Genomic DNA, 25,534 nt, shown 5'->3' with positions numbered 1-25,534 from the left:
CGCATCGGCCTGATCCGCTTCGGCTCCCGCGTCGACATCTACCTCCCCGAGGGCGTCGAGGTCGCGGTCGAGGTCGGTCAGACCACCACCGCGGGGGTGACCCGAATTGACCGTGACTGACCCTGAGACTCCCGCCACCGGCTGGGTGCCCGAGGCCAAGGAGGAGGACGACGCCGACGACATGCCGCTCTCGCTGCGGCTGTCGATAGCGGACACCCTCACCCTCGGCAACGCGACCTGCGGATTCATGGCGGTGTACTTCACCACCACCGGAATCCTCATCCCGCACCTCACCGGCAGCGGCGAGTCGGGCATGGCCCGGCACAGCGCGGCGACCGCGGTGATACTGATGCTCCTCGCGGCGGTCTTCGACCTCTTCGACGGCATCGTGGCCCGCAAGCTGCGCAGCTCGCCGATGGGCGCCGAGCTCGACAACCTGTCGGACCTGATCAGCTTCGGGCTGGCGCCCGCGTACTTCGTGCTGGTCTACGGCATGGTCGCGGACGACGCCCACCAGAAGGTGTCCGCGCTCGCGGCCATCGTCGTCCTGCTGGCGGTGGTCCTCAGGCTCGCGAGATTCAGCTGCGTGACCATGAAGGACGGCATGTTCCAGGGCATGCCGAGCCCCTTCGGGGCCCTGACGGTCGTCTCCATCGTGCTGCTGGAGCTCCCCTTCATCCCGACCCTGCTGGCGATCGTCGGCGTGGCCTGGCTGATGGTGAGCCGAGTCGAGTACCCGAAGCCGCGGGGCGTCCTCGCGGCCGCCATGCTCAGCTGGATCGTCGGCGCCATGGGGCTGCTGGCGGCCTGGGCGTTCGACGCCCCGGGCGGTCAGCTGCTGCTCCAGACCGGCTGCGCCCTGCAGATCGCGCTGGCGGCCACGATCCCGCTCTTCGCGACGACGCGGAGGGCCAACACCTTCCGCCACAACCGCCGCGAGGCCCGCGCCGCGCAGCTCCCGTAAGCCGCTCCGAAAGGGCCCCCGGTGCCGATGGGCACCGGGGGCCCTTTCGCGTACGGGGGGGGCCGCGGGGGCCTGGGCTGGGACGGGGGGCCGCGCCGCCGGGGCCGGGGGTGGGGCGGGGTGTCGTCCGGGGTAGGCATGATTTATGGCCCCCTGGCAGGGTCCCGAAGCGGACCGGCGGTAAGGGCCACAAATCACGTTTTACACCCCGGACGACACCCCGCCCCACCCCCGCCCCCGGCTCCCCCGACTCCCTCCCGCTCCGCCCACCCCGGGCGGGAGGGCGGGAGGGCAGGCGGGCAGGCGGGCAGGCGGGCAGGCGGGCAGGCGGGCGGGCGGGAGGGCAGGCGGGCAGGCGGGCAGGCGGGCAGGCGGGCAGGCGGGCAGGCGGAGGACAACACACCGCCACGGCCACGGGCACGGCCCTCCGTCCACCGGGCACCGCCCACCACACCCCAGGCAGCAGGCTGCGGGCGGCGTGCGGGGCGTCCGTTTGACCACCGGGCAGGGGGCGGGCCCGGCTTCGCTCCGCCTCGGCGGGTCTCGTCTGCCGTGGCGCACGGCCCTGGACCCTCGTGGCCCGGGGCGGGAGGCGGGGGACCCCGGCGGCGGGGGTGGGAGTGGGGTGGGGTGGTGTCCGGGGTGTAAAACGTGATTTGTGGCCCAAACCGCCGGGTTCTCTCCGGACCCGGCTCAGGGGCCATAAATCATGCCTACCCCGGACACCACCCCACCCCGCTCCCGCCCCCGCCGCACCCCGACCCCGCCCCTCGCCGTCCCGCCGCACCCCGGCCCCGCGCCGTGCCCGGGGCTACGCTTGATGTCGGAAAACCGCCAGCCCCGGCGGTGACCGCCCGGGATCCTGGAGCCATGTACACCGACACCGACCGCTGCGTCAGGGCCGTGCGGTCGAAGGACGCCCGCTTCGACGGCTGGTTCTTCACCGCCGTGCGGACCACCGGGATCTACTGCCGGCCGAGCTGCCCGGCCGTGCCGCCCAAGGTCGAGAACATGACCTTCCTGCCCAGCGCCGCCGCCTGCCAGCAGGCCGGGTACCGGGCCTGCAAGCGCTGCCGGCCCGACACCAGCCCCGGCTCCCCCGAGTGGAACGCCCGCGCCGACGCCGTCGCCCGCGCGATGCGGCTCATCCAGGACGGCGTCGTGGACCGCGAGGGCGTCCCCGGGCTCGCGGCCCGGCTCGGCTACTCCACCCGGCAGGTCGAGCGCCAGCTCCTCGCCGAGCTGGGCGCCGGACCGCTGGCCCTGGCCCGGGCGCAGCGCGCGCAGACCGCCCGGCTGCTCATCGAGACCTCCACGCTCCCGATGGGCGACGTGGCCTTCGCCGCGGGTTTCTCCTCCATCCGGACCTTCAACGACACCGTGCGCGAGGTCTTCGCCCTGGCCCCCAGCGCCCTGCGCGAGCGGGCCGAGCGCGCCGGCCCCCGTACGGCCGGGCCGCGCGTCCCCGGCACGCTGGCCCTGCGGCTGCCCTACCGGGCGCCCCTGAACCCCGACAACCTCTTCGGGCACCTCGTCGCGACGGCCGTGCCCGGGGTCGAGGAGTGGCGGGACGGGGCCTACCGCCGGACGCTGCGGCTGCCGTACGGCACGGGCGTCGTCGCCCTGACCCCCGGCCCCGACCACATCGGCTGCCGGCTGGCGCTGACCGACCTGCGCGACCTGACCATCGCCATCAGCCGCTGCCGCCGGCTGCTCGACCTGGACGCCGACCCGGAGGCCGTCGACGGGCAGCTGCGCGCCGATCCGCTGCTGGCACCGCTCGTGGACAAGGCTCCGGGGCGGCGGGTGCCCCGGACCGTGGACGCGGCGGAGTTCGCCGTACGGGCGGTCCTGGGGCAGCAGGTGTCGACGGCCGCCGCGCGCACGCACGCGGCCCGGCTGGTGACGGCGTACGGGGAGAGGGTGGAGGATCCGCAGGGCGGGCTGACGCACCTGTTCCCCGATCCGGCGGCGCTCGCGGACCTCGACCCCGAGGCGTTGTCCATGCCGCGCAGTCGGCGCACCACGTTGACCACCCTGATCGCGGCGTTGGCCGACGGCTCGCTGCCGTTGGGCATCGACAGCGACTGGGAGGCGGCCCGCGCCCGGTTGAACGCGTTGCCCGGTTTCGGTCCGTGGACCACGGAGATCATCGCGATGCGGGCGCTGGGCGACCCCGACGCGTTCCTGCCGTCCGATCTCGGGGTGCGCCGCGCGGCCCGGGGCCTGGGGTTGCCCGCCACGCCGGCGGCCCTGACCGCCCGCGCGGCGCACTGGCGGCCCTGGCGGGCGTACGCCGTGCAGTACCTGTGGGCCACCGAGGACCACGCCATCAACCATCTGCCGCCCGTCCGAGGAGCACAGTCATGAGCAGCGCAGTCGTGAGCCGCAAGCAGCACACCGTCGTCGAGAGCCCCTACGGTCCGCTGACGCTGGTCGCGGCGGACGGGGTCCTGTGCGGGCTGTACATGACGGGGCAGCGCCACCGTCCGGCGGAGGAGTCCTTCGGTGAGCGGGTGGCGCCGGGCGAGGAGCCCTTCCCGGAGGTGGTGCGGCAGCTGGCGGCGTACTTCGCCGGGGAGCTGACGGAGTTCACCGTGGCGGTGCGGTTGGAGGGGACGGAGTTCCAGCGCAGCGTGTGGGAGCAGTTGACGCGGATCCCGTACGGGCAGACGTGGTCCTACGGGCGGTTGGCGGCGGAGCTGGGCAAGCCGAACGCCTCGCGTGCGGTGGGGTTGGCGAACGGGAAGAACCCGGTCGGCATCATCGTGCCCTGTCACCGGGTGATCGGCGCCTCGGGCTCGATGACCGGGTACGGCGGTGGCATCGAGCGCAAGGTGCGGCTGCTGGAGTTCGAGAGCGAGGGCGCGGGCCGCTGAGGGCCCGGGCCCCGACCCCCGGGCCCCGGGCTCGCTCTCGGGCCCGGTCTCGGGCCCGGTCTCGGGGCGTCAGATCACGGCGAGGGGGACGAGGAGGGCGAAGCCCGCGCCCGCCTCGACGGCGTAGGCGTAGAGGGACGGGTGTTGGACGGGGGCGGCGAGCAGGACGACGCTCTGCTGGGTGGCGGCGGCCGTCACCCAGTCCTCGTCGGCGCCGAGGCGGCCCTGGTACCAGCCTTCGCAGGCGCCGGGGCCGGTGACGGCGAGGAGGTCGTCCTCGCGGCGGTAGAAGGCCTGCCAGCCCTCGGCGGGCGCGGACCAGCCCTCGAAGTCCTCGAAGGAGGCCCAGCCGCCCTCGCGTATCGCGCTGTCGAACATCCAGACCGACTCCCCTTCGGGGGTGACCTCTCCGGCGGACTGTTCGTCGGTGGTGAAGTGGACCATGGGGAGGGCGTCGGTGCCGTCGGCGGTGCTGGGCCAGGCGTACATGGTGATCATCAGTAGATTCTGCCCTGGTCGATGGAGGCTGTGGACAACTGCCGCTCCCGGTAAGGCCGGTGGCGCGGGGGCGTCGGGCGGGGCCTGTTACGCGGTCGCGGGTCGGCGGCCGTTCTCCAGCTCCACGGGGCCCTCGCCGGTCAGGAGCGCCCGGTAGGCCTCCCGGGTGCGGCGGCCGAGCGATCCGGGGAGGTATGTGGTGAGTTCGTCGGGTTCGACCAGTTTCCAGGAGAGGAGTTCCTCTTCCTGGAGGGTGATGGAGGCCAGCCGGTCGGCGTCGAGCACGCCGCCGTCGTAGAGGTAGGCGGCGAGCGGGGGGCGGCCTTCCTCGACGCTCCAGTCGACGGCGAGGAGCCGGCCGAGCGGTACGTCGAGGCCGATCTCCTCGGCGCTCTCGCGGCGGGCGGCGGCGCGGGGGGACTCGTTGTGGTCGGACTCGATCGTGCCGCCGGGGAGGGCCCAGCCCGCGCGGTAGTTGGGTTCGACGAGCAGGACGCGGCCCTCGGTGTCGCGGAAGAGGGCGGCGGCCCCGGCCAACACCCGGGGCAGGCTCGCGATGTAGGCGGCGTAGTCATCGGTGGTGGTCACGGCGCCACCCTAACCGGCGGTCCCGGGCGTCACGGCGGGCGGCCCCGTGATCACTCCTGCGGGTGGGCGCCGTCCTCGCGCTCGCGCCCCCTGGACTCCGCGACGCGGCGCAGGCGGGGGTGGCGGGCGGGCCCGTGCTCGCTGACGGCGTCGCCGACCATGGCCTTCACGGCGTCGCGCAGTCCGTGCAGGGCGTGGTGGCGGGCGGGGCCGGCTCCGGGGTCCTCGCGCAGTTCCTTCACCAGGGCCCAGCACAGCAGGAGCATGACGATCACGAAGGGCAGGGCGACGAGGATGGTGGCGGTCTGGAGGGACTTGAGGCCGCCGGCGACGAGCAGGACGGCGGCGACGGCGGCCATCAGGACGCCCCAGGTGACGACCAGCCAGGTGGGCGGGTGCAGGGAGCCGCGGCTGGTGAGCGAGCCCATGACGAGGGAGGCGGAGTCGGCGCTGGTGACGAAGTAGGTCATCACCAGGAGCATGGCCACCCAGGAGCTGACGGTGCCGAGCGGCAGGGCGTCGAGCATGGCGAACAGGGAGGCCTCCGCGCCGTCCTTGACGGCGGAGGCGAGGTCGGCGGCGCCGGTGGAGTCGAGGCGGATGGCGGTGCCGCCCATGACGCAGAACCAGACGACGGTGGCTCCGCTGGGCACGAGGAGGACGCCGACGAGGAATTCCCGGATGGTGCGGCCGCGCGAGATGCGGGCGATGAAGGTGCCGACGAAGGGGGCCCAGGAGAGCCACCACGCCCAGTAGAAGATCGTCCAGGCGCCGAGCCAGGCGCTGTCGGTGAAGGCTCCGGTGCGGGTGGCCATGGGCAGCAGTTCGTGGAGGTAGCTGCCGACGCTCGCGGGGATGACGTCGAGGACGTAGACGGTCGGGCCGAGGACGAAGACGAAGAGCATCAGGGCGGCGGCGAGCACGATGTTGGCGGTGCTGAGCCATTTGACGCCCTTGTGCAGTCCGGAGAAGGCGGACAGGACGAAGGCGGCGGACAGGGCGGTGATGATGACCAGCTCGACGCCGGTGGAGGCCTTCAGGCCGGTGGTGATGTCCAGGCCCTCGGCGACCTGGAGGGCGCCGAGGCCGAGGCTGGTGGCGGTGCCGAAGACGGTGGCGAAGACGGCGAGCAGGTCGATGGTCTTGCCCTGCCATCCCCGGGCTCGTTCCTCGCCCATGAGGGGGACGAAGGCGGAGCTGAGGCGGTTGCCGCGGCCCTTGCGGAAGGTGGCGTAGGCGAGGGCGAGGCCGGCGATGCCGTAGATCGCCCAGGGAGTGAGGGTCCAGTGGAAGAAGGAGTAGTCGAGGGCGGCGCGGGCGGCGGCTCCCGTGCCCGCGGCGGCGCCGGCCGCCGGGGGCGGGTTCAGGTAGTGGGTGAGGGGTTCGCCCACGCCGTAGAACATCAGGCCGATGCCCATGCCGGCGCTGAACATCATCGCGATCCACGAGAGGTTCGTGAACTCGGGTTCGGAGTCGTCGGCGCCGAGGCGGATCCGGCCGAAGCGGCTGATGGCGAGGACGACGCACATGACGAGGAACACGTCGGCGGCGATCACGAAGAGCCAGGCGAAGTTCTCCAGCACCCAGCCGAGGGCGCTGCTCGACGCGCTGTCGAAGGAGTCCTTGCCCAGCGCGGCCCAGGCGACGACGGCCAGCACGGCGATCACCCCGATGCCGACGACGCTGAGGTCGGGCGTGCCGTCGTCCCGGTCGTCGGAGCCTCCACCCGGAGTATCCGGATGTGCCTGTTCCAGTGAATCCGCGCTCATGCGGCCACACTATGCAGACGTATATCCGTATTTAGGCGCATGGCGCGCCGGATGTGAGCCAGGCCACCCATGGGCATAGGAGGATCCTCCGGATAGGCTCATGGTGGCGCGACTGCACTGTTCGATAGCAAGGGATTAGCAAGGTGACGGACGGAGCAGTAACTGAGACCGCGCGCGTGCTCATCGCCGCGGACAAATTCAAGGGCTCGCTCACGGCCGTTCAGGTCGCGGAGCGGGTGACGGCGGGCCTTCGCAGGGCCGTTCCGGACGTGGAGGTCGAGACCCTCCCCGTCGCGGACGGCGGCGACGGGACCGTCGCGGCCGCCGTGGCGGCCGGGTTCGAACGCCGGGAGGTACGGGTCACCGGACCCCTCGGCGAGCAGGTCACGGCCGCTTTCGCGCTGCGCGACGGCACGGCCGTGGTGGAGATGGCGGAGGCCTCCGGGCTCCAGCTGCTGCCCGCGGGCACCTTCGCCCCGCTGACGGCCACCACGTACGGCTCCGGCGAGGTCCTGAAGGCCGCGCTGGACGCGGGCGCGACCTCCCTCGTCTTCGGCGTGGGCGGCAGCGCCACCACCGACGGCGGCGCCGGCATGCTGGCGGCGCTGGGCGCGGTGTTCCTGGACGCGAACGGCGAACCGGTCGGTCCGGGCGGCGGCGCCCTGGCGGATCTGGCCTCGGCCGACCTGTCCGGGATCGACCCCCGCTTCGCCGAGGTGGACTTCGTCCTGGCCAGCGACGTGGACAACCCGCTGACCGGTCCGAAGGGCTGCGCGGCGGTGTACGGCCCGCAGAAGGGCGCCTCCCCCGAGGACGTGGCGACCCTGGACGCGGCGCTGGCGCACTACGCGCGGGTGCTGGAGAAGTCCATCGGCGCCGAGGCCGCCACCCTCGCGGCCTCCCCGGGCGCGGGCGGCGCGGGCGGCATCGGCTACGGCGCCCTGCTGGTCGGCGCGAGCTTCCGGCCCGGCATCGAGCTGATGCTGGAGGTGCTCGGCTTCGCCCCGGCGCTGGAGCGGGCCACGCTGGTCATCACCGGTGAGGGTTCCCTCGACGAGCAGACCCTGCACGGCAAGGCCCCGGCGGGCGTGGCGGCGGCGGCGCGCGCGGCGGGCAAGCCGGTCGTGGCGGTCTGCGGTCGGCTGCTGCTGGACCAGGCGGCCCTGGAGGCGGCCGGCATCCGCCGCGCCTACCCGCTGACCGACCTGGAGCCCGACCCGGCCAAGTCCATCCCGAACGCCGGTCCCCTGCTGGAGCGGGTCGCGGAGAACATCGCCGCCGACGTGCTCTGACGCGGTCGCGACACGCCGGCCGAAGGCCCGTACCCCCGAGACGACGGGGGTGCGGGCCTTCGCCGTCGCCCGCCCCTGATCCTCCGGGCCGGATCCCGCCCCGGCTCGCCCGCGCGCGGCCGTTACGCCGTGACGCGGTCGCCCGCGGCCGCGAGCACCTCGGCGGTGGTCACGATCCGGGCGAAGCCGCCGCCCTGGAGGTTCACGGCGGTGGCGGTGGCGAGCTGCGCCGCGGTCAGCGAGAGGCCGCCGGGGCCGGTGCCGTCGGCGAGGTCGAAGGTGTGGGTGGCGTCGAGGGGCACCAGGACCTCGTAGCCGAGGTTGCCGGCCATGCGGGCGGTGGTCTCCACGCACATGTTGGTCTGGATCCCGGTGAGGACCAGCTGGCCGATGCCGCGGTCGGTGAGCCAGGCGGCCAGGTCGGGGGTTCCGTAGAAGGACGAGTTGACGGTCTTGGTGACCAGCAGGTCGTCCTCGTGGCGGCGCTCCCGCACCAGGTCCTTGAAGGCGTGCCCCGGGTGCTCGGGGGCGAGGACGGAGCCGGGCTGCACGGAGGCGTGCCGGACGAGCACGATCGGGCGGCCGGACTCCCGCCAGGCGTCCATGAGGGCCGCGATGTTGGTCTCGGCGTCCGGGTTGTCGCGCGGGCCCCAGTAGGCGGCGTCGTCGAAGCCCTTCTGGACGTCGATGACGAGCAGGGCGCTGTTGTCGGCGATCTCGATCGCGGTCTGTGTCATGCCCCCCATCCTGGGCGGCGCGCGGGGCCGCGGCCGGCGGCTGCGGGGACGCGAAACGATGGGATCCTGCCAGGGTGGCAGGAGTTTCCCGGCGACCTCTGGCACAGTGGCCGCATGCGCCGCGTCGCCATCGTCGCCCAGCCCGGGATCCGGGCCTTCGACCTCGCCGTCGTCACCGAGGTCTGGGGCCCGGACCGCAGTCACCTCGGGGTCCCCGTCTTCGAGCTGCGCCGCTGCGCCCTGGAGCCGGGGCCGATCACCCTGCCGGGCGGCCTCACCCTGACCCCCGACCGGGGTCTCGACTGGTTGGTGCGGGCCGATCTGGTGGTCGTGCCGGCCCTGGCCGAGCCGACCGACCCGACGCCCGAGCCCGTCCTCGCCGCCCTGCGGGAGGCGCACGCGCGGGGCATCCCGGTGGCCGCCCTGTGCGCGGGTGCGTTCGTGCTGGCGGAAGCGGGGCTGCTGGAGGGGCGCCGGGCGGTGACGCACTGGTGGCTGGCGGCGCAGCTCGCGGCCCGCCACCCCGGGATCGTGGTCGAGGAGGCGCCGCTGTTCGTCGAGGACGACGGGCTGTGGACCTCCGCCGGGGTGGCCTCCGGGATCGACCTGTGCCTGCACCTGGTCCGCGAGGCGCACGGGGCGGAGGCCGCCGCGGCCGTCGCCCGCTCGATGGTCACCGGCCCCTTCCGCGCCGGGGACCACGCGCAGTACCTGGACCGGCCCACCCCGGCCGCCGACCGGACCGCCGAGGCACTGGCCGCCGTACGCCGGCAGGCCCTGCGGCGGCTCCACGAGCCGCTGGACGTGGCCACCCTGGCCGCTTGGGCGGGCATGTCGCCGCGCTCGTTCGCCCGGCACTTCGCCGCGTCCACCGGCACCACCCCGCACAGGTGGCTGCTCTCCCGGCGCCTCGACGAGGCCCGGAAACTGCTGGAGCGCACCGACCATCCCGTGCCGGAGGTGGCGCGGCGGGCCGGGTTCGCCAGCGAGGTCACCTTCCGCCAGCACTTCGGCGCCCAGGTCGGCATGAGCCCCCGCGCGTACCGCACGGCGGCGGCCAACGCTCCCATAACCGGCGACAGTGTTAGAAATGGCTCATGAGCGGACGTTCGGGTCGGCATCGGGAGGCGCGGCCGCCTGGCCTGCTCGCGCGGCTCTCCGTGATCCCGGGCAGTGTCGCCGGTCAGGTCTTCGCGCTCCAGGCGGTGATCGTGCTGGTGCTGATCACCGCCGCCGCCTTCGCCCTGTTCTTCCAGGCGCGGTACGACAGCCAGAACGACGCCCGCAACCGCTCGCTCGCCGCCGCCGAGGCCTTCGCCCGCGCCCCGGGGCTGCCCGCCGCGCTGAAGGCCTCCGACCCGACGGCCGTGCTCCAGCCCCTGGCCGACGGCGCCCGCAAGGCGTCGGGGCTGGACTTCGTGGCCGTCCTGAGCCGCGACGGCGTCCGCTACACCGATTCCCGCCCCGAGCTGATCGGCCGGCGCGCCACCGGGGACCTGGCCCGCGCGGTGGCCGGGGAGTCCTTCACGGAGACCTTCGAGGGCGCCCCCAGCGACGCCGTCCGGGCCGTGGTCCCCGTACGCGACGGGAGCGGCGCGGTCGTCGGGCTGGTCTCCACCGGCATCGAGGTCAACAACGTGGGCGACGCCGTCGAGAAGCAGCTGCCGCTGCTGGTGGGCGCGACCGTCGTCGCCCTGTTGCTCGGCACGGGCGGCGCCGCCCTGGTGAGCGGCCGGCTGCGACGCCAGACCCGGGGCCTGGGAGCGGCCGAGATGGCCCGGATGAACGAGCACCACGAGGCCGTCCTGCACGCGGTGCGCGAGGGCGTCCTCATCGTCGACGCCGACCACCGGCTGCTGCTCGCCAACGACGAGGCCCGACGGCTGCTGGACCTGCCGGCCGACGCCGAGGCCCGCCACGTGACGGACCTGGGCCTCGATCCGCGCACGGTGGCGCTGCTGGTCTCGGGCCGGGTCGCGACCGACGAGGTCCACCTGGCGGGCGACCGGTTCCTCGCCGTCAACGTACGTCCCACCGAGCCCTTCGCCGGGGAGCCGTCGGGCAGCGTGATGACGCTGCGCGACACCACCGAGCTGGCGGCGCTCTCCGGGCGGGCGGAGGTGGCCCGCGAACGGCTCCAGCTGCTCTACGACGCCGGCGTGCGCATCGGTACCACCCTGGACGTGGTGCGCACCGCCGAGGAGCTGTCGGAGGTGGCCGTGCCGCGGTTCGCGGACTTCGTGACCGTCGAGCTGCTGGAGCCGGTGCTGCGCGGGGACGAGCCCTCGGCGACGGGCGGGGCGCACACCCGGATGCGCCGCGCGGCCATGTCGGGGATCCGTACGGACCAGCCGCTCCAGCCGGTCGGGGACACCATCCGCTTCGAGGTGGCGACGGCTCCGATGGCCGCCGCGCTGGAGGCCGGGCGGGCGGTGCTCGCCGCCGATCTGCACGCCGCGATGGGCTGGCGGGCGCAGGACCCGGCCGGCACCCGGGTGGCCCTGGACTACGGGCTGCACTCGCTGATCTCCGTACCGCTCCAGGCGCGCGGTGTGGTGCTGGGCATGGCGAACTTCTGGCGGGTCGACACGCCCGACGCGTTCGACGAGGAGGACCTGTCCTTCGCGGAGGAACTGGGCGCCCGCGCGGCCGTCTCCATCGACAACGCGCGCCGCTACACCCGGGAGCACGCCACCGCCGTGACGCTCCAGCGCAGTCTGCTGCCGCGGGTGCTGCCGGACCTGACGGCGGTGGACGTCGCCTTCCGGTACCTGCCGGCGAAGGCGGGGGTGGGCGGCGACTGGTTCGACGTGATCCCGCTGCCGGGGGCCCGGGTGGCGCTGGTGGTGGGCGACGTCGTGGGTCACGGGGTGCACGCGGCGGCGACGATGGGCCGGCTGCGGACGGCCGTGCACAACTTCTCGACGCTGGACATGCCGCCGGACGAGCTGCTGGGCCACCTGGACGAGCTGATCGACCGGATCGACCAGCTGGAGAGCGGCGCCGCCGCCGGGGGCGGGCGCCCGGGCCCGCCCGACCCGCAGGCCGCGAGCGCCCTGACGGGAACCGCGGGGGCCGAGGAGGGCGAGGAGGGCGAGGGGGCCGCCGGCATCACGGGCGCCACCTGCCTGTACGCCGTCTACGACCCGGTGTCGGGCGTGTGCGCGATGGCCAGCGCCGGTCATCCGGGGCCAGCCCTGGTGCACGCGGACGGGCGCGTGGAGTTCCCGGAGCTGCCGACGGGGCTGCCCCTGGGCGTGGGCGGCATGCCGTTCGAGGCGACGACGCTGCGGCTGCCCGAGGGGAGCCGGCTGGTGCTCTTCACCGACGGGCTGCTGGAGGACCGCGACCGGGACTTCGACACCGGTCTGGCGCTGCTGGGCGAGGCCCTGGCCCGGCCGGGGCGCAGCCCCGAGCAGGCGTGCGCGGACGTGCTGGCGGCGCTGCTGTTCCCGGCGCCGAGCGACGACATCGCCCTGTTGGTCGCGGACACGCGCCGGTTGGAGGCGGACCGGATCGCCGAGTGGGAGGTGCCCGGGAACCCGGAGGCCGTCTCGCGGGTGCGGCGGCTGGCGGCCGGGCAGTTGGCGGCCTGGGGGCTGGAGGAGGTCTCCTTCACGGCGGAGCTGGTCCTCAGCGAGCTGATCACGAACGCGATCCGGTACGGCTCGGCGCCGGTGCGGGTGCGGCTGCTGCGCGACCGGAACCTGATCTGCGAGGTGTCGGACGGCAGCAGCACCTCCCCGCACCTGCGGTACGCCGCCACCACGGACGAGGGCGGGCGCGGGCTGTTCCTGGTGGCGCAGTACGCCGAGCGGTGGGGCACGCGGTACACGGAGCGCGGCAAGGTCATCTGGGCGGAGCTGTCCCCTTCCGGCGGGGAGCCGGTGCTGCCGGAGCCGGACCTGGACGCGTTGGAGGACCTGGCCTGGTGACCGCCGCCCGCCGACCCCCGCGCCGGGCCGGCGCGGGGGTCAGGGGGCGGCCGTACGGGCCAGGAGGACGGCCACGTCGTCCTGGGCGGCCCCCGGCAGCAGCCGGGTCAGGATCCCCTCGCAGAGCTCCTCCAGCGGCCGGGCGGGCTGCCGCAGGGCGTGCGCGAGCCGGTCCATGCCCTCGTCGAGGTCCCGGTCGCGGCTCTCGATGAGGCCGTCGGTGTACAGGGCGAGGAGGCTGCCGGGCGGGAGCGGCACCTCCTCGGTGCGGAAGTCGTGGCCGCCGCCGGTGCCCAGCGGGGTGCCGGGAGGCCCCTTAAGGAAGCGGACCGTTCCGTCGGGGGCCGCCACGGCGGGGGGCGGGTGGCCGGCGCGGGCGACGACGCAGCCGCCGGCGGCCGGGTCGTGGACGGCGTACACGCAGGTCGCCATCTCGTCCTCGCCCAGGTCGGCGACCACCGCGTCGAGCGAGCGCAGCATCTCGGCGGGCGGTACGTCGAGCCGGGCCAGGGTGCGCACGGCCGTGCGGAGCTGGCCCATGACGGCGGCGGCGTGGATGCCGTGTCCCATCACGTCCCCGATGACCAGGCCGGTGCGTCCGCGCGGCAGCTGGATCACGTCGAACCAGTCGCCGCCGACGTCGTGCTCGCTGGCGGGCAGGTAGCGGCCGGTCAGTTCCAGTCCCGCCACCCGGGGCAGGGCGCTGTTGGTCAGGCTGCGCTGGAGGGTGAGGGCGGCCTGCCGTTGGGTGGTGTACATCCGGGCGTTGTCGATGTTGAGGGCGGCGCGGGCGACGAGTTCGTCGATGAGGACGCAGTCCTGGGCGTCGAAGGGTTCGCGCGCGCGCAGCCTGGTCACGGCGACGGCCCCGATCACCTTGCCGCGCGCCACGAGCGGGACCATGCGGGCCGAGCCGAGGGTGGCGAGGTAGTCCCGCAGGGCCCCGGCGCGGGGGTCGGTGATGAGGGCCGGGATGTCGGAGACGTAGAGGTTCATCGGGACGCCGTCGGCGATGACCCGCTCGTAGACCGTGTCGGCGGGGATCTGGAAGGTCTGTCCGGGGGCCAGTCGGGCGGTGGGGGCCTCGGGGTCGGGGAAGGTCGCGGCGAGCCGGCGCAGGACGCCGTGGGTGGAGGCGGCGGCCTCGTCGGGTTCGAGGACGGCCTCCAGGAGCTGTACGTCGGCCGAGTCCGCGAGCTGCGGCACCAGCAGCTCCACGATCTCCTCGGCCGTGCGGCGCAGGTCGAGGGTGGTGCCGATGCGGGTGCCGGCTTCGGCGAGGAGGGCGAAGCGGGTCCGGGCCCGTTCGACCTCGCGGTGGGCCCGCTGGCTCTCGGTGATGTCGATGAGGGAGGCGATCAGACCGAGCGGTCGGCCGCCGACGTCGAGGAGGGGGGCGTAGGAACAGGACCAGGTGCGGTCGTGGTCGGGGTCGGCGGGGGTGCGGCCGGTGCGGCGGACGTCGACGACGGCGGTGCCGCGTTCCAGTACCTGGCGCATGGTCGCCTCCAGGGCGACGGCGTTGACCCCGGGCACGACCTCGCTCAGGCGTCTGCCCAGGTGGTCGGCGGCGGGGACGCCGTTCATCCGGGCCAGGGCGTCGTTGACCCGCAGGAACCGCAGGTCGGTGCCGAGGGTGGCGAGGCCTATCGGGGACTGGGTGAACAGGCTCTGGAGGGCGGCGAGGGAGTCCCGCATGTGCAGGACCTCGGAGGTCTCGACGGCGATGAGCATGGCCCCCGTACGGCCCTGCGGGTCGGCGGCGGGCACGATCCACATCTCCATCGGCACCCGGTGGCCGTCGCGGTGGCGCACCGGGAGGGTGCCGACGACGGTCTCCCCCGCCTGGACGCGGCGCGTCAGGTCCTCGGCGAGTTCCTGGTTGGCCTCGGGGACGAGCACGGCCGTGCCGGGGCGTCCGAGGATGTCCTCGGGGCGGTGACCCAGCAGGTCCTGGGCGGCCAGGGACCACTCGACGACGCGCCCGTCGGCGTCCTCGCGCCACAGGGCGATCGGCAGCAGCTCGCGCAGAACGCCCGCGTACCCGACGGCCGCCATCGGTGGCGGATCGGGCGCCTCGCTCGTCGACTGGTACGTGTCCAATGCACCGACCTCACCCCGGGGGGTCCGATTCCTACCGATTCACCCTATCCGAGGGCTCGGGTGCGGGCGCTGCCGCAGGGTACAGGCAGGGGAGGCGGGCGACAGGAGCCGGGGCGGGCGTCGGGCGCGGGCGCGGGGGCGGGCGTCGGGCGCGGGCGTCGGGCGCGGGGGCGCGCGGCGGCCGGGGCAGGGTCCCGGTGGGTGAACCGGACCGTTTCGTCCGCCCCGGCGTCGCCGGGCGCCCCCGCTCCGCGTCAGAAGTCGACCTGGGCCCGTACGTCGGCCCGGCCCACGGACTCCAGCTGCCAGGTCGAGCAGTACAGGCGGCGGATGTACTCGATGTCGGCGTTACGGGCGTGGGCCTCGCGCACCGGGTACATCACCGTCAGCTCGTACGATCTCTCCTTGTTGATGTCGCCCTCCTTGTCGCGCCACTGGCCGCGCGCCTCCTGGAGCGTCAGTCCCGAGGGGAAGCGGGGCGTGACCACGTCCGCGACGAACTTCATGAACTCCTCCTCGGTGATGGGCGGGTGGCCGTTGTGGCGCCCGGTGCCGAAGTAGAGATGGGTGGAGACGTAGGCGGTGCCCCGCGCGGACGCCTCGTCCTGGGCCGCCGTCGCCGTGACGGCGCGGGTGTCGAGGGGGACCTGCGGGGCGGGTCCGCCGAAGGTGAGCAGGAGGGCGGCTGCCGCGAGGAGGACGGCCGCGGGGGTCGTGATGCGGATCTGGGGCATGGGTTCCCGTCTGGGGTCGGTGGGGCGGTGGGGACGGTGGAGCGGGGGATCGGTCGAAGGGGTCGTGGGGGGGGCGTGGGGCTTCGTGCCGCCGCGCCGTCGATCGCGGCGGCACGGGTCGGGGCGGGGCGGGCGGGGCGGGGCGCCCCGGTACCGGCGGGCCGGCTAGCGGGGTCGGGGCCCCGGTGGCAGGGACCGGCGCAGGAACACCGCCGCGTCCCGCAGCGCCGGGGGCGCGTCCGGCCGCCCGCGCAGTTCCGCCGCCGTCCGGGCCAGGGTCTCGGTCGTCCGCGCGGAGCCGATGGCGGCGGCCGTGGGCGCGATCCGCCCGATCAGTGCCTCCGCCTCCCGCCAGGCCCCGGCCCGGGCCAACGCCGACAGCAACTCGGCGGTGAACAGGTGTCGGTAGGCGGGGCCGGGCGCGCCGGCCGCCTCGTACAGCAGGGGGACGGCCCGGTCCCAGCGGCGCAGCCGGGCCTCGACCCAGCCCCGGTGCCCGAGCAGTTCGACCTCGTCGATCCACCAGGCCCAGGGCGGGTCGTGGCGCGATACGCCGTCCAGGAAGCGGTTCCGGGCACGGGAGATCAGCTCCAGGGGGCGTGCGTGGCCGCCCAGCAGGGCCAGCGCGTGCGCCTGCCGGATCTGTACGAGCCCGGCGACCCTGGCCGGCAGCGGCCGTCGCCCCCGTACCCGGGAGGCGGCCTCCAGGGCGGCGCGCGGGCGGCCGGTGTGCGCGGCGAGCATGCTGTGGTTGAGCAGGACGAGGCGTGCGGTCCAGTCGTCGCCGCAGCGGGCGGCGAGGCGCAGGGCGCGCGCGTTCATCCGGCGGGCGCCCTGGTAGTGGCCGGCGTCGAAGAGGATCCAGCCCGCGACCTCGTACAGCTCGGCGAGCGCCGCGAGCAGGTCGGCGCCGGCGCCGGGCACGGCGCGCGCGCCGCGCAGGGCCTCGCGTACGGCCGGGACGGCCGCCGTGGCGCCGTGGGCGACGTCGGCGCCGACGAGGGCCATGGCCGCGGAGCGGGCCCACAGCGCCGCCGCGTCCTCGTCGCCCTCGTACGCCGCCGGCGGGGGGCCGGCCGGGCCGGTCAGGACCCGCTCCGGGTGGCCAGGAGCCCGGCGTCGATCCGCCCCGCGCGGCCCCGCGCGCCGAGGGCGTCGAAGGAGGAGGCCACCTCGGTCAGCCACTCCACCTCGTCGCGGAAGTCCTCGTAGGGCGGGCGTTCGGGGATGTCGGAGGTCTCGGCCCGTTCGGCGCGGGCCACCCGTTCCTCGGGCGGACGTCCGAGGACCGCCCGGACCTGGAGGGCCTCGCCCAGGGGGGAGGTGGGGTCGTCCGGGAGGTCCAGGGAGCGGGCCACGCGGGAGAACTCGGCCAGGGACAGGGAGGTGCGCAGGATCAGCTGCCCGTCGCGGATCTCGATGACGCGCCGGTAGAGGCTGTAGTGCGGGTCCCGGGGCGGGACCAGGTCGCGGGCCCAGGAGCGCGGCGGGTCGAGGGCGATGTCCGGGGTGGCCTGGTAGAGCGCCCACCACAGGGGGCGCAGGCGCCGGTAGGAGCGGTAGCTGCGCAGCCAGCCCCGGGTGCGGGTGATGTGGATGCCCCAGGAGGGGATGGTCCAGCCGGCGATCTGGAGCAGGGCCCCGACGCTGCCGCAGGTCCACTGGATGGGGTCGAGGACGGCGGCGTCGTAGTCGAGTCGGGTGCCGGCGATCTGGATGCCGCGGGTGACGCAGTACACGAGGATGAGGGTGGCCCCCACGGTCACCGTGCGCATCCCGACCTTGAGCCACTGGCGGTTGGCCATCGTGGTGAAGCGCAGTGAGAGCCGGACCGTCTCGAATTGTCCGACGGCGCAGATCAGCAGGTAGAAGGTCATGTAGAGGGCGTAGCCGCGGTGCTGGATGCTGAGCAGGATCGTCGAGGTGGCCGTCTCCGAGCGGGCGACGGGTCCCACGACGAAGGAGGCGACGATCAGGACGGCGAGGGCCGCGCCGAAGAACGCGACGCGGCGGCGGGCCATGCCCGGGGCCCGGTCGGGCGGGGCCGACCAGTACACGAGGACCACCTGTTGGGCGGCGGTGAGCACGACGACGGCGACCTGGGTGATCAGCGAGGTGATGTTGGGGAGGCCGAAGAAGGCGGAGATGTGCAGGCGCAGCAGGTCCAGGTCGACGAGGAAGCTGACGCCGGAGCACAGGAAGTACGTGCACAGGGCCCACAGGGCGATGTCCTGGCGGCGGCGCAGGAGGTCGGGGAGGCGGTAGGCGAAGGCGGCGAGGCCCACGCCGGCGCAGACCCAGGCGAGGATCGTGTAGATCACGCGGGCCCCTGTTCGGGTCGGTCGGGGCGGCCCAGCCCGCTCTCGATGCGGGCCACGATCTCGGCGGCGTCCGCCGGGACGCCCCAGGCCCGTTCGGTCCAGCGCTTCGCGGCGCGGGCGAGGATCAACGAGGCCATGGTCTCGGCCTCCTGCTCCTCGTCGTCGCTGTAGCGGGAGCGGGCCAGGACGCCGCGGACGGCCTCCGGGTCGACGTCGGAGAAGATGCGGCTCGGATCGGTCTGGTCCAGCCGTACGGATCCGCTGTGTTCCAAAGCGATGTGCGCGAGCTCGTGGGCGATGATGTGTTCCTTGTGGGAGGCGGACGCCGCCTCCTCGAACGCGATCACGTCGAAGTCGTCGAGTTTGAGCCATATGCCGAAGAGATGCCGTTCGGGGAACGGCGTGGATATCAAATGGATCGGTCGACGCCGCTGTTCGCTCAGATAACGGTGGAGTTCGTCGATACCGCAGCCGCGTTCCATGCCCCACTCGTCGAGCAGGGCCTCGCAGCTCTGGCGGACCTTCCTCAGGCGACGCCTGAGCCGCCTCTCCTCGGACGCCGGTAACGCGGAGCCAGGTAACTTCATCCTCAGTCCTCCGGCGAACCCAGCGGTCGGACAACGCGGCCATGATGCCACACGGCCAACTCGCCACCGGACGGCGTCAGTTCTATTCGGCCATTCCCCTCGCATTCCGGCCGACGATCGACCGGCCGGCTCTCGACCGCGGCGGAATACGGAGGGGAATCGTGAATACACCGGAGCACCGGAAAGAGCCGCACCCGCCTCGGTGAGCCGTCCCGAGGTCAGCGCGTGGCCAGGACCTCCGCCATGCCCCGGGCCAGGCAAGGGATGCGGTCGGCGGGGATGCCCGCGATGTTGACGCGTCCGGCGGTGGTCCCGTAGATCGCGTGCCGGCGGCGCAGGCGGAGCATCTCCTCGCCGGTCAGCGGCAGCATGGAGAACATCCCGCGCTGGCCGGCGAGGACGCGCGCCGGGGCGGCGTGCCCCAGGTCGGTCAGCAGCCGGACCAGTTCGGTGCGGTGGGCGGTGATCCGGCCGCGCATGACGTCGAGTTCCGCCCGCCACGCGGCGGTGAGGCTCGCGTCCTCCAGGATGGTCGTCACCACGGCGGCGCCGTGCTCGGGCGGCATGGAGTACAGGGTGCGGGCCGCGTTCTGCAGGGCGGTCTCGGCGTGCCGCACGGCCTGCCGCGAGGAGCCGAGGACGATGGCGCAGCCCGTCCGGTCGCTGTAGAGGCCGAAATTCTTCGAGCAGCTCACGGCGACGAGCATCTCCGGGACCCGCGCGGCCAGCAGGCGCGTGGGTTCCAGGTCGGCCTCCAGGCCGTCGCCGAGCCCGTGGTAGGCGAGGTCGACGAAGGGCACCCAGCCGTCGCGCACCGCGAGGGCGGCCAGCGCCTCCCAGTCCTCGCGCGAGGGGTCGACGCCGGTCGGGTTGTGGCAGCAGCCCTGGAGCAGGACGACGTCGTCGCGGCGGGCCTCGCCCAACGCGGCGAGGACCCCGTCGGAGTCGAAGCCGCCGTCGGGGGCGCACCAGCCGAAGGTGCGGACGCGCAGTCCGGCGGCCTCCAGGATGGGGCGGTGGTTGACGTAGGCGGGATCGCTGATCCACACGGTGGTGCCGGGTCGGGTCCGGCAGATCAGGTCGGCCAGCAGGCGCAGCGCGCCGGAGCCGGCGACGGTCTGGACGGCGGCGGCGCGACCGGCGGAGCCGCCGGCCTCCTCGGCTCCGAGGACGAGGCCCAGCAGGGCGCGGTTGAAGGCGGCGTTGCCGGACAGGCCGCGGTACTCCTTGGAGGCGGAGCGTTCGGCGAGCCTGATCTCGGCCTCGCGGACGGCGGCCATGACGGGCGTGCGTCCGGTGTGGTCGCGGTAGACGCCGAGGACGAGGTCCAGGCGTTCGCTCCGCTCGTCGGCGCCGAACTCGTACGTCAGGTCCCACAGCGGGTCGGTGGGCGGCGGGGGGAGCAGCTCGAGCATCTACGGAACCTCGGTACGGGGTGCGGACACGGCGGGGACGGGAGGTGCGGTGGCGCCGGGGGCCGCGGTCGCGGTGGTCCGGGCGCGCGGGCGGCGGTTGGCCAGGACCACGCCGACGGTGATCAGCGGGACCCCGACGAGGACGGCGACGGTCGGCCTCTCGCCCAGCACCGGCACGGCGAGCAGGACGACGGCGACCGGGCTGAGGCTGCCGACGACGGAGCTGCGCTCGGCGCCGAGGGAACGGATGGCGAAGGCGTAGAGCAGGCCGGCGCACAGACCCACCCCGAGCCCCTGCACGACGAGGAACAGGGCGATGTCGGACCCGGCGGCCCGGGCGAGGCCCGTGGGCAGGACGCCGGTCAGGACGAGGAGGGCGATGACGGCGAAGGAGGGCAGGCACAGCAGGCCGATGGAGCCGATCGGGTCGAGGTCGACGTCCCGCAGGCCCACGGTGTACAGGGCCCACAGGCCGCTGGCCACGAGCAGGGTGCCGGCGCCCTGGAGGACGTCGGCGTCGACGGGGACGACGTAGCGCCACACGAGCGCGGCGACGCCGGCGGCGATCAGGGCGAGTCCGACGGTCTGGGTCCCGCGGGGCACGCCCTTGCCGCGGGCGGCCATGATCGCGGCCACGAAGAGCGGGACCATGCCGGGGACGATCGAGCCGACGAAGGCGGCGGAGGTCAGGGCGCCCCCGTGCATGGCGGCGAGGAAGAAGGGCACCCCGGCACCGCAGACGATCTTGAGGGCGGGTCCGGGGCGGACGGCGGCGATCCGGTGCCGTCGGCGCCACAGGGCCGGCAGCAGGACGAGGAGGGGGACGCCGAAGCGCAGCAGGGCCGCGTCGGCGGGCCGCAGGGTGGAGGCGCCGAGGGCGCGGGCGCTGAGCGCGAAGCCCGCCCAGATCGCCACGGTCACGATCAGCGCGGCCATGCCGCGGGCCTGCGGGGAGAGCCCGCGTGGGCCGGGGTGTCCGGCCCGCGGGCCCGCCGCGTCGGGAACTTCGGCCGCCTCGGTGGTGTGCGTAGCGACCAAGGGAATTGCTCCAGCCTCAGGGGTGCGCACCGGTCCGGTCCGCTCACGGGCAACGCTAGGGCCTGGGGCGGGGCAGCCGATTGCCAGTTCTGCCGCTCGGACATACGTTTGGGGCAGAATCTGCCAAGGAGTGGCCATGGACGCAGTCGATCTGCAGATCATCCGGGAATTGCAGGCCGACGGGCGCCTGTCCAACCAGGACCTCGCCGACCGCGTGCGCCTCTCCCCCTCGCCCTGCCTGCGCCGCGTCCGGCGCCTGGAGGAGGCGGGCCTGATCCGCGGGTACACGGCCATGGTCGACCAGGTGGCGTTCGGGCTCCCGGTGACCGTCTTCGTCCGCATCCGGCTGGAGCGGCACACGGCCGAGGCGGTCCGGCTGTTCGAGCAGCACGTCGCGGTGATCGAGCACATCCAGGACTGCTACCTGATGGCTGGGAGCAGCGACTACCTGCTGCGCGTCGTGATCGAGGACCTGGAGGCGTACGAGTCCCTGGTGCGCGACCGGATCCACGCCATCCCCGGGATCGCGGCCATCGAGTCGAGCTTCGCCTTCGGCAGCGTCAAGCAGTCGCGGACCTACCCGCGGCCCCGGCCGGGAGGTTCCGCCCGCGTCCGGTAGGCCGCGTCCTTCCGGATCAGCCCGCGGCCCGCACCGCCGCCTCGAACGCGGCGTGCGCGGTCGCGTCGAACAGGACGAAGCGGACCTCCTCGACCGCGGTGCGGGCGGCCCGTACGGTCTCCACGGCGATCCGGGCGCCGTCGTCCATGGGCCAGCCGTAGATGCCGGTGGAGATCGCGGGGAAGGCGACGGTGCGGGCCCCGAGCTCGTCGGCGACGCGCAGGGACTCGCGGTAGCAGGAGGCGAGGAGGGCCGAGCGGTCCTCCTCGCGGGACCAGACCGGGCCGACGGTGTGGATGACGTGTTCCGCGGGCAGTCGGCCGGCCGTGGTGGCGACGGCCCGGCCCGTCGCGAGGCCCTTGCCGTAGTGGGAGCGGCGCAGTTCCCGGCAGGCGGCGAGGATCTCGGGGCCGCCGCGCCGGTGGACGGCCCCGTCCACTCCCCCGCCGCCGAGCAGCGAGGAGTTCGCGGCGTTGACGATGGCGTCGACCGCCTCCGTGGTGATGTCGCCGCGGACCAGGGTGACGCGGACCGTCATGACGTGGCCTTTCGCAGGTGGCGCCAGACCGACTTGGCGGCGTTGTGGCCGGACATGCCGTGCACCCCGGGGCCGGGCGGGGTCGCGGAGGAGCACAGGAACACCGCCGGGTGGGCCGTGGTGTACGGGGACAGGGTGAGCCGCGGGCGCAGCAGGAGCCGCAGTCCGGCGGCGGAGCCGCAGGCGATGTCCCCGCCGACGTAGTTCGGGTTGCGGGCGGCGAGCTGGGGCGGGCCGGCGGTGGCGCGGGCGAGGACCAGGTCGCGAAAGCCCGGGGCGAACCGCTCCAGCTGCCGCTCGACGGCCTCGGTGAGGTCCCCGTCCCAGCCGGCGGGGACGTGTCCGTAGGCCCAGAAGACGTGCTTGCCCTCGGGCGCGCGGCCGGGGTCGGCGAGGCTGGGCTGGGCGGTGATGAGGAACGGGTTGCGGGGGGCCCGGCCGCCCGAGGCGAGCTGGAGGGCGGCGTCGATGTCGCGGCTGCCGGGTCCGATCTGGACGGTGCCGGCCCGGCGGGGGGCCTCGGCGGTCCAGGGGACGGGGCCGTCGAGGGCGTAGTCGAGCTTGAAGACGGAGGCGCCGTAGCGGTAGCCGTCGTAGGCGTTGCCGAGGCGGGCGATGCGGGCGAGGGCGGTCGGGGAGGTGTCGAAGACGTACGCGCGGGCGGGCGGCAGGTCGTCGAGGCGTTTGACCTCGAAGTCGGTGTGGACGGAGCCGCCGAGGTCGGTGAGGTAGCCGGCGAGGGCGTCGGAGACGGACTGCGAGCCGCCGCGCGGCATCGGCCAGCCGCCCGCGTGGGCGGCGAGGGCGAAGACGAGGCCGACGGCGCCGGTCGCGATCCCGCCGAGCGGGGCGATGACGTGCGCCACCAGTCCGGCGAACAGCGCCCGCGCCCGGTCGTCGCGGAAGCGGCGCAGCAACCAGGTGGAGGGGGGCAGCCCGGCCAGTCCGAAGCGGGCCAGGGTGAGGGGGTCGCGGGGCAGGGCGGTGTTCGGCAGGGACATGAAGTCCCGGGCAAGGGTGTCCCACTTGCCGAGGAAGGGGGCCACGAGGCGCCGGTAGGCGCCGGCGTCGCGCGGGCCGAAGGAGGAGGCCGTCTCGGCGACGGAGCGGGAGAGCACGGCGGCGCTCCCGTCGTCGAAGGGGTGCGCCATGGGCAGGGGGGCGTGCAGCCACCGCAGTCCGTAGCGCTCCAGCGGCATCGTCGCGAAGACGGGCGAGCCGACGCCGAGCGGATGCACCGCCGAGCAGGGGTCGTGGCGGAAGCCGGGGAGGGTCGACTCCTCGGTGCGGGCTCCTCCCCCGACGGTGCCGGCGGCCTCGAAGACCGCCACGGAGCAGCCCCGTCGGGCCAGTTCGACCGCGGCGGTCAGACCGTTGGGCCCCGCCCCCACCACGACTGCGTCGAGAATCGACGGCACTGACAGCTCCTTCGTCCGGTGGCGGCACTGGTTCCAGGATATGGCGCCCGGTCGCCCGGCTCCGTGCCCGCCGTCCGGGGGCCGCCGTCCCGGGGCCGGCGGGCACGGGTGCGTTCAGGCTCCGCGCAGCAGGTCGCGGACGCGGAAGGCGGTGGCCTCGTCGCGTCCGACGGCGAACGGCAGGGCGTTGTCGCGGTCCACCCTGAAGGGGACCCCGTCGACGGTGCTGTGCGCGCCGCCCGCCTCCTCGACGAGCAGCAGTCCGGCGGCGTGGTCCCAGGCGGAGGGCCAGGTGAAGGCGAGGGCGTCCATCTCGCCGCGGGCCACGCGCAGGTACTCCAGGCCCGCCGAGCCGCAGGGGCGGGCGGCGACGCCGGGTACGTCGAGGCGGGCCAGGGCGCGCCGGTCGTGCTCGGAGGTGTAGAGGGGGTGGGCGGTGGCGACCCGCAGTTCGGCGCCCGGTCGCGGCGAACCGCTGTGGATCCGCTCGCCGTTGACGTACGCGCCCTGTCCGCGCACGGCGGTGGCCAGTTCCTCCCGGGCGGGGGCGAAGGTCCAGGAGGCGAGGATCTCGCCGCGCACGGCCAGTGCCACGAGGGTGCAGAAGGCGGGGTCGCCCTCCACGAACTGCCGTGTCCCGTCCACGGGGTCGACGATCCACACGGGGGCGTCGGCGCGCAGCGCGGCGTAGCTGTCGGGGTCGGCGTGGACCGCTTCCTCGCCGACGACCGCGGAGCCGGGCAGGATCTTGGTGAGGGAGGCGGTCAGGTGTTCCTCGGCCAGCCGGTCGGCGGCGGTCACGAGGTCGTGGGGACCGCTCTTGTGGTCGACCTCGTGCGCGGCGAGCTGCCGGAACCTCGGCATGATCTCGGCGGCCGCCGCCGCGCGCACGGCGTCTTCCACGGCGGACAGGTCGCGGGCCAGGAATTCATCGATCATGCCCCCAGCAAAGCACGCCCGCCCGCCGATTCCCACCGCCCGTCCCGCCACCCGTCCCACCGCCCGTCTCGCCGAGGACCCGCCGAGGACCCGCCGAGGACCCGCCGAGGACCCGCCGAGGACCGGGTTCGGCGCGTCAGGCGTTGACGGCCGGGATGATGTGTTCGCCATAGGTGTCGATGGTGGCCTCGCGCGCGTCGTGCATGTCGTAGAGGGCGAATTGGTGGACCCCGAGGTCGCGGAGCCGGCGGAGCTTGTCGACGTGGGCGTCGACGGGGCCCAGGAGGCAGAAGCGGTCGACGATCTCGTCGGGGACGAAGTCGGTGGAGGGGTTTCCGGCGCGGCCGTGGTGGCTGTAGTCGTAGCCCTGGCGGGACTTGACGTACTCGGTGAGCTCCTCGGGCACCATGCCGGAGTGCTCGCCGTAGCGGGAGACGAGGTCGGCGACGTGGTTGCCGACCATGCCGCCGAACCAGCGGCACTGGTCGCGGGCGTGGGCCAGGGCGGCGGGCGAGTCGTCGGCCGTGACGTAGGCGGGGGCGGCCACGCAGATGGTGATCGCGTCGGGGTCGCGGCCCGCCTCCGTCGCGGCCTGGCGTACGGCCTTGACCATCCATTCGGTGAGGTAGGGGTCGGCGAGCTGGAGGATGAAGCCGTCGGCCTTGCGCCCGGCGAGGGCGAGGGCCTTCGGCCCGTACGCGGCCATCCAGACGGGCAGTCTGCCCTCGCGGACCCAGGGGATCTTGATCGGGTTGCCGTCGACGAGCGCCTCGCGGCCCTCCGCGAGGTCGCGGATGACGTCCATGGCCTCGCCCAGGCGGGCCAGGGTGTTGGGGGCCCGTCCGGCGACCCGCATCGCCGAGTCGCCGCGGCCGATGCCGCAGACGGTGCGGTTGCCGTACATGTCGTTGAGGGTGGCGAAGGTGGAGGCGGTCACCTCCCAGGTGCGGGTGCCCGGGTTGGTGACCATCGGTCCGACGTGGAGCTTGCGGGTGTTGGCGAGGATCTGGCTGTAGATGACGAACGGCTCCTGCCACAGCACGGCCGAGTCGAAGGTCCAGCCGTAGCGGAAGCCGTTGCGCTCGGCGCGCTTCATCAGGCTGATCACCGCCGAGGCGGGAGGGTCGGTTTGCAGGACGAGGCCGAAGTCCATGGCGGGC

General features: G+C 74.4%; 23 protein-coding genes. 8 read left to right on the top strand and 15 right to left on the bottom strand.

The window, feature by feature from the left end; genetic code table 11:
* The 4 genes from ACZ6ZI_RS13365 to ACZ6ZI_RS13350 form a co-directional block, all read left to right on the top strand.
* Nucleotides 1–120 (top strand): phosphatidylserine decarboxylase (locus ACZ6ZI_RS13365; RefSeq protein ID WP_469519612.1); only part of this gene is annotated, 120 nt, incomplete at its 5' end.
* A 25-nt stretch (nt 121–145) separates the two neighbouring features.
* Nucleotides 146–964: a CDP-diacylglycerol--serine O-phosphatidyltransferase gene (pssA, locus tag ACZ6ZI_RS13360; protein ID WP_363063838.1), complete on the top strand. Its 819-nt coding sequence runs from the start codon at nt 146–148 to the stop codon at nt 962–964.
* Between the two features lie 870 nt (nt 965–1,834).
* Entirely contained in the window at nt 1,835–3,334 is a 1,500-nt protein-coding gene (locus tag ACZ6ZI_RS13355; protein ID WP_469519555.1) for an AlkA N-terminal domain-containing protein, read from the top strand.
* A complete protein-coding gene (locus tag ACZ6ZI_RS13350) occupies nt 3,331–3,843 on the top strand; it encodes a methylated-DNA--[protein]-cysteine S-methyltransferase (protein ID WP_469519552.1) in 513 nt (170 codons plus the stop codon). Before ACZ6ZI_RS13355 ends, ACZ6ZI_RS13350 begins: the two co-directional genes overlap by 4 nt.
* 69 nt (nt 3,844–3,912) lie before the next feature.
* Here the strand turns inward: ACZ6ZI_RS13350 and ACZ6ZI_RS13345 are convergent, their stop codons facing one another.
* The 3 genes from ACZ6ZI_RS13345 to ACZ6ZI_RS13335 all read right to left on the bottom strand — a co-directional run bounded on the left by ACZ6ZI_RS13345 (nt 3,913) and on the right by ACZ6ZI_RS13335 (nt 6,698).
* Nucleotides 3,913–4,341: a hypothetical protein gene (locus ACZ6ZI_RS13345; protein ID WP_363063809.1), complete on the bottom strand. Its 429-nt coding sequence runs from the start codon at nt 4,339–4,341 to the stop codon at nt 3,913–3,915.
* An 87-nt stretch (nt 4,342–4,428) separates the two neighbouring features.
* Nucleotides 4,429–4,929 (bottom strand): NUDIX domain-containing protein, encoded by a 501-nt coding sequence (locus ACZ6ZI_RS13340; protein ID WP_469519549.1) that lies wholly within the window; start codon nt 4,927–4,929, stop codon nt 4,429–4,431.
* 50 nt (nt 4,930–4,979) lie between these two features.
* Nucleotides 4,980–6,698 (bottom strand): BCCT family transporter, encoded by a 1,719-nt coding sequence (locus tag ACZ6ZI_RS13335; protein ID WP_469519546.1) that lies wholly within the window; start codon nt 6,696–6,698, stop codon nt 4,980–4,982.
* Between the two features lie 143 nt (nt 6,699–6,841).
* Between ACZ6ZI_RS13335 and ACZ6ZI_RS13330 the strand changes: the two genes are divergently transcribed.
* A complete protein-coding gene (locus ACZ6ZI_RS13330; RefSeq protein WP_363063814.1) occupies nt 6,842–7,990 on the top strand; it encodes a glycerate kinase in 1,149 nt (382 codons plus the stop codon).
* A gap of 122 nt (nt 7,991–8,112) precedes the next feature.
* Here the strand turns inward: ACZ6ZI_RS13330 and ACZ6ZI_RS13325 are convergent, their stop codons facing one another.
* A complete protein-coding gene (locus ACZ6ZI_RS13325) occupies nt 8,113–8,727 on the bottom strand; it encodes a cysteine hydrolase family protein (protein WP_469519543.1) in 615 nt (204 codons plus the stop codon).
* 114 nt (nt 8,728–8,841) lie between these two features.
* On the opposite strand from ACZ6ZI_RS13325, the gene ACZ6ZI_RS13320 reads away from it, so the two are divergent.
* Together ACZ6ZI_RS13320 and ACZ6ZI_RS13315 are read left to right on the top strand one after the other, a co-directional pair.
* The gene (locus ACZ6ZI_RS13320; RefSeq protein ID WP_469519541.1) at nt 8,842–9,828 is read left to right on the top strand and encodes a GlxA family transcriptional regulator; all 987 of its coding nucleotides are present in this window, start codon (nt 8,842–8,844) and stop codon (nt 9,826–9,828) included.
* Nucleotides 9,825–12,662 (top strand): SpoIIE family protein phosphatase, encoded by a 2,838-nt coding sequence (locus ACZ6ZI_RS13315; protein ID WP_469519539.1) that lies wholly within the window; start codon nt 9,825–9,827, stop codon nt 12,660–12,662. The genes ACZ6ZI_RS13320 and ACZ6ZI_RS13315 overlap by 4 nt, the downstream gene beginning before the upstream one ends.
* A gap of 39 nt (nt 12,663–12,701) precedes the next feature.
* On the opposite strand, the gene ACZ6ZI_RS13310 is transcribed toward ACZ6ZI_RS13315, so the two are convergent.
* The 7 genes from ACZ6ZI_RS13310 to ACZ6ZI_RS13280 form a co-directional block, all read right to left on the bottom strand.
* Nucleotides 12,702–14,765 (bottom strand): SpoIIE family protein phosphatase, encoded by a 2,064-nt coding sequence (locus ACZ6ZI_RS13310; RefSeq protein WP_469519536.1) that lies wholly within the window; start codon nt 14,763–14,765, stop codon nt 12,702–12,704.
* Between the two features lie 254 nt (nt 14,766–15,019).
* Nucleotides 15,020–15,499, bottom strand: coding sequence for a DUF3574 domain-containing protein (locus ACZ6ZI_RS13305; protein ID WP_469519533.1), 480 nt, complete (start codon nt 15,497–15,499; stop codon nt 15,020–15,022).
* A 165-nt stretch (nt 15,500–15,664) separates the two neighbouring features.
* On the bottom strand, nt 15,665–16,507 hold the full coding sequence (locus ACZ6ZI_RS13300) for a DNA-binding protein (RefSeq protein ID WP_469519531.1): 843 nt from the start codon (nt 16,505–16,507) through the stop codon (nt 15,665–15,667).
* Between the two features lie 77 nt (nt 16,508–16,584).
* On the bottom strand, nt 16,585–17,820 hold the full coding sequence (locus ACZ6ZI_RS13295; RefSeq protein WP_363063828.1) for an MAB_1171c family putative transporter: 1,236 nt from the start codon (nt 17,818–17,820) through the stop codon (nt 16,585–16,587).
* On the bottom strand, nt 17,817–18,407 hold the full coding sequence (locus ACZ6ZI_RS13290; protein ID WP_363063830.1) for a M48 family metalloprotease: 591 nt from the start codon (nt 18,405–18,407) through the stop codon (nt 17,817–17,819). The genes ACZ6ZI_RS13295 and ACZ6ZI_RS13290 overlap by 4 nt, the downstream gene beginning before the upstream one ends.
* 218 nt (nt 18,408–18,625) lie before the next feature.
* On the bottom strand, nt 18,626–19,822 hold the full coding sequence (locus ACZ6ZI_RS13285; RefSeq protein ID WP_469519527.1) for an aromatic amino acid transaminase: 1,197 nt from the start codon (nt 19,820–19,822) through the stop codon (nt 18,626–18,628).
* Nucleotides 19,823–20,860, bottom strand: coding sequence for a DMT family transporter (locus tag ACZ6ZI_RS13280; protein WP_469519525.1), 1,038 nt, complete (start codon nt 20,858–20,860; stop codon nt 19,823–19,825).
* A gap of 136 nt (nt 20,861–20,996) precedes the next feature.
* On the opposite strand from ACZ6ZI_RS13280, the gene ACZ6ZI_RS13275 reads away from it, so the two are divergent.
* Nucleotides 20,997–21,479 carry an Lrp/AsnC family transcriptional regulator gene (locus tag ACZ6ZI_RS13275; protein WP_363063836.1) on the top strand — a complete coding sequence of 161 codons (483 nt, stop codon included), beginning with the start codon at nt 20,997–20,999 and terminating at the stop codon, nt 21,477–21,479.
* Between the two features lie 16 nt (nt 21,480–21,495).
* Here ACZ6ZI_RS13275 and ACZ6ZI_RS13270 read toward each other — a convergent pair whose 3' ends face one another.
* The 4 genes from ACZ6ZI_RS13270 to ACZ6ZI_RS13255 form a co-directional block, all read right to left on the bottom strand.
* The gene (locus tag ACZ6ZI_RS13270) at nt 21,496–22,017 is read right to left on the bottom strand and encodes an O-acetyl-ADP-ribose deacetylase (protein WP_469519522.1); all 522 of its coding nucleotides are present in this window, start codon (nt 22,015–22,017) and stop codon (nt 21,496–21,498) included.
* Nucleotides 22,014–23,435: a phytoene desaturase family protein gene (locus ACZ6ZI_RS13265; protein ID WP_469519519.1), complete on the bottom strand. Its 1,422-nt coding sequence runs from the start codon at nt 23,433–23,435 to the stop codon at nt 22,014–22,016. Before ACZ6ZI_RS13265 ends, ACZ6ZI_RS13270 begins: the two co-directional genes overlap by 4 nt.
* Nucleotides 23,436–23,549: 114 nt before the next feature.
* Entirely contained in the window at nt 23,550–24,374 is an 825-nt protein-coding gene (locus ACZ6ZI_RS13260; RefSeq protein ID WP_469519516.1) for an inositol monophosphatase family protein, read from the bottom strand.
* Nucleotides 24,375–24,510: 136 nt separating this feature from the next.
* Nucleotides 24,511–25,527: a TIGR03842 family LLM class F420-dependent oxidoreductase gene (locus ACZ6ZI_RS13255; protein ID WP_469519513.1), complete on the bottom strand. Its 1,017-nt coding sequence runs from the start codon at nt 25,525–25,527 to the stop codon at nt 24,511–24,513.
* Between the last annotated feature and the right edge of the window lie 7 nt (nt 25,528–25,534).

This window comes from Streptomyces sp. NPDC103540, assembly GCF_055584445.1.
This window is presented reverse-complemented; position numbering and strand designations above follow the sequence as displayed.

Excerpts from the sequence above, each read along its gene's own strand:
- ACZ6ZI_RS13255 (WP_469519513.1), bottom strand. The coding sequence starts at position 25,527 with ATGGACTTCGGCCTCGTCCTGCAAACCGACCCTCCCGCCTCGGCGGTG.
- ACZ6ZI_RS13275 (WP_363063836.1), top strand. The coding sequence starts at position 20,997 with ATGGACGCAGTCGATCTGCAGATCATCCGGGAATTGCAGGCCGACGGG.
- ACZ6ZI_RS13355 (WP_469519555.1), top strand. The coding sequence starts at position 1,835 with ATGTACACCGACACCGACCGCTGCGTCAGGGCCGTGCGGTCGAAGGAC.
- ACZ6ZI_RS13315 (WP_469519539.1), top strand. The coding sequence starts at position 9,825 with ATGAGCGGACGTTCGGGTCGGCATCGGGAGGCGCGGCCGCCTGGCCTG.
- ACZ6ZI_RS13285 (WP_469519527.1), bottom strand. The coding sequence starts at position 19,822 with ATGCTCGAGCTGCTCCCCCCGCCGCCCACCGACCCGCTGTGGGACCTG.
- ACZ6ZI_RS13290 (WP_363063830.1), bottom strand. The coding sequence starts at position 18,407 with ATGAAGTTACCTGGCTCCGCGTTACCGGCGTCCGAGGAGAGGCGGCTC.
- ACZ6ZI_RS13320 (WP_469519541.1), top strand. The coding sequence starts at position 8,842 with ATGCGCCGCGTCGCCATCGTCGCCCAGCCCGGGATCCGGGCCTTCGAC.
- ACZ6ZI_RS13325 (WP_469519543.1), bottom strand. The coding sequence starts at position 8,727 with ATGACACAGACCGCGATCGAGATCGCCGACAACAGCGCCCTGCTCGTC.
- ACZ6ZI_RS13305 (WP_469519533.1), bottom strand. The coding sequence starts at position 15,499 with ATGCCCCAGATCCGCATCACGACCCCCGCGGCCGTCCTCCTCGCGGCA.
- ACZ6ZI_RS13335 (WP_469519546.1), bottom strand. The coding sequence starts at position 6,698 with ATGAGCGCGGATTCACTGGAACAGGCACATCCGGATACTCCGGGTGGA.
- ACZ6ZI_RS13350 (WP_469519552.1), top strand. The coding sequence starts at position 3,331 with ATGAGCAGCGCAGTCGTGAGCCGCAAGCAGCACACCGTCGTCGAGAGC.
- ACZ6ZI_RS13345 (WP_363063809.1), bottom strand. The coding sequence starts at position 4,341 with ATGATCACCATGTACGCCTGGCCCAGCACCGCCGACGGCACCGACGCC.
- ACZ6ZI_RS13270 (WP_469519522.1), bottom strand. The coding sequence starts at position 22,017 with ATGACGGTCCGCGTCACCCTGGTCCGCGGCGACATCACCACGGAGGCG.
- ACZ6ZI_RS13260 (WP_469519516.1), bottom strand. The coding sequence starts at position 24,374 with ATGATCGATGAATTCCTGGCCCGCGACCTGTCCGCCGTGGAAGACGCC.
- ACZ6ZI_RS13300 (WP_469519531.1), bottom strand. The coding sequence starts at position 16,507 with ATGGCCCTCGTCGGCGCCGACGTCGCCCACGGCGCCACGGCGGCCGTC.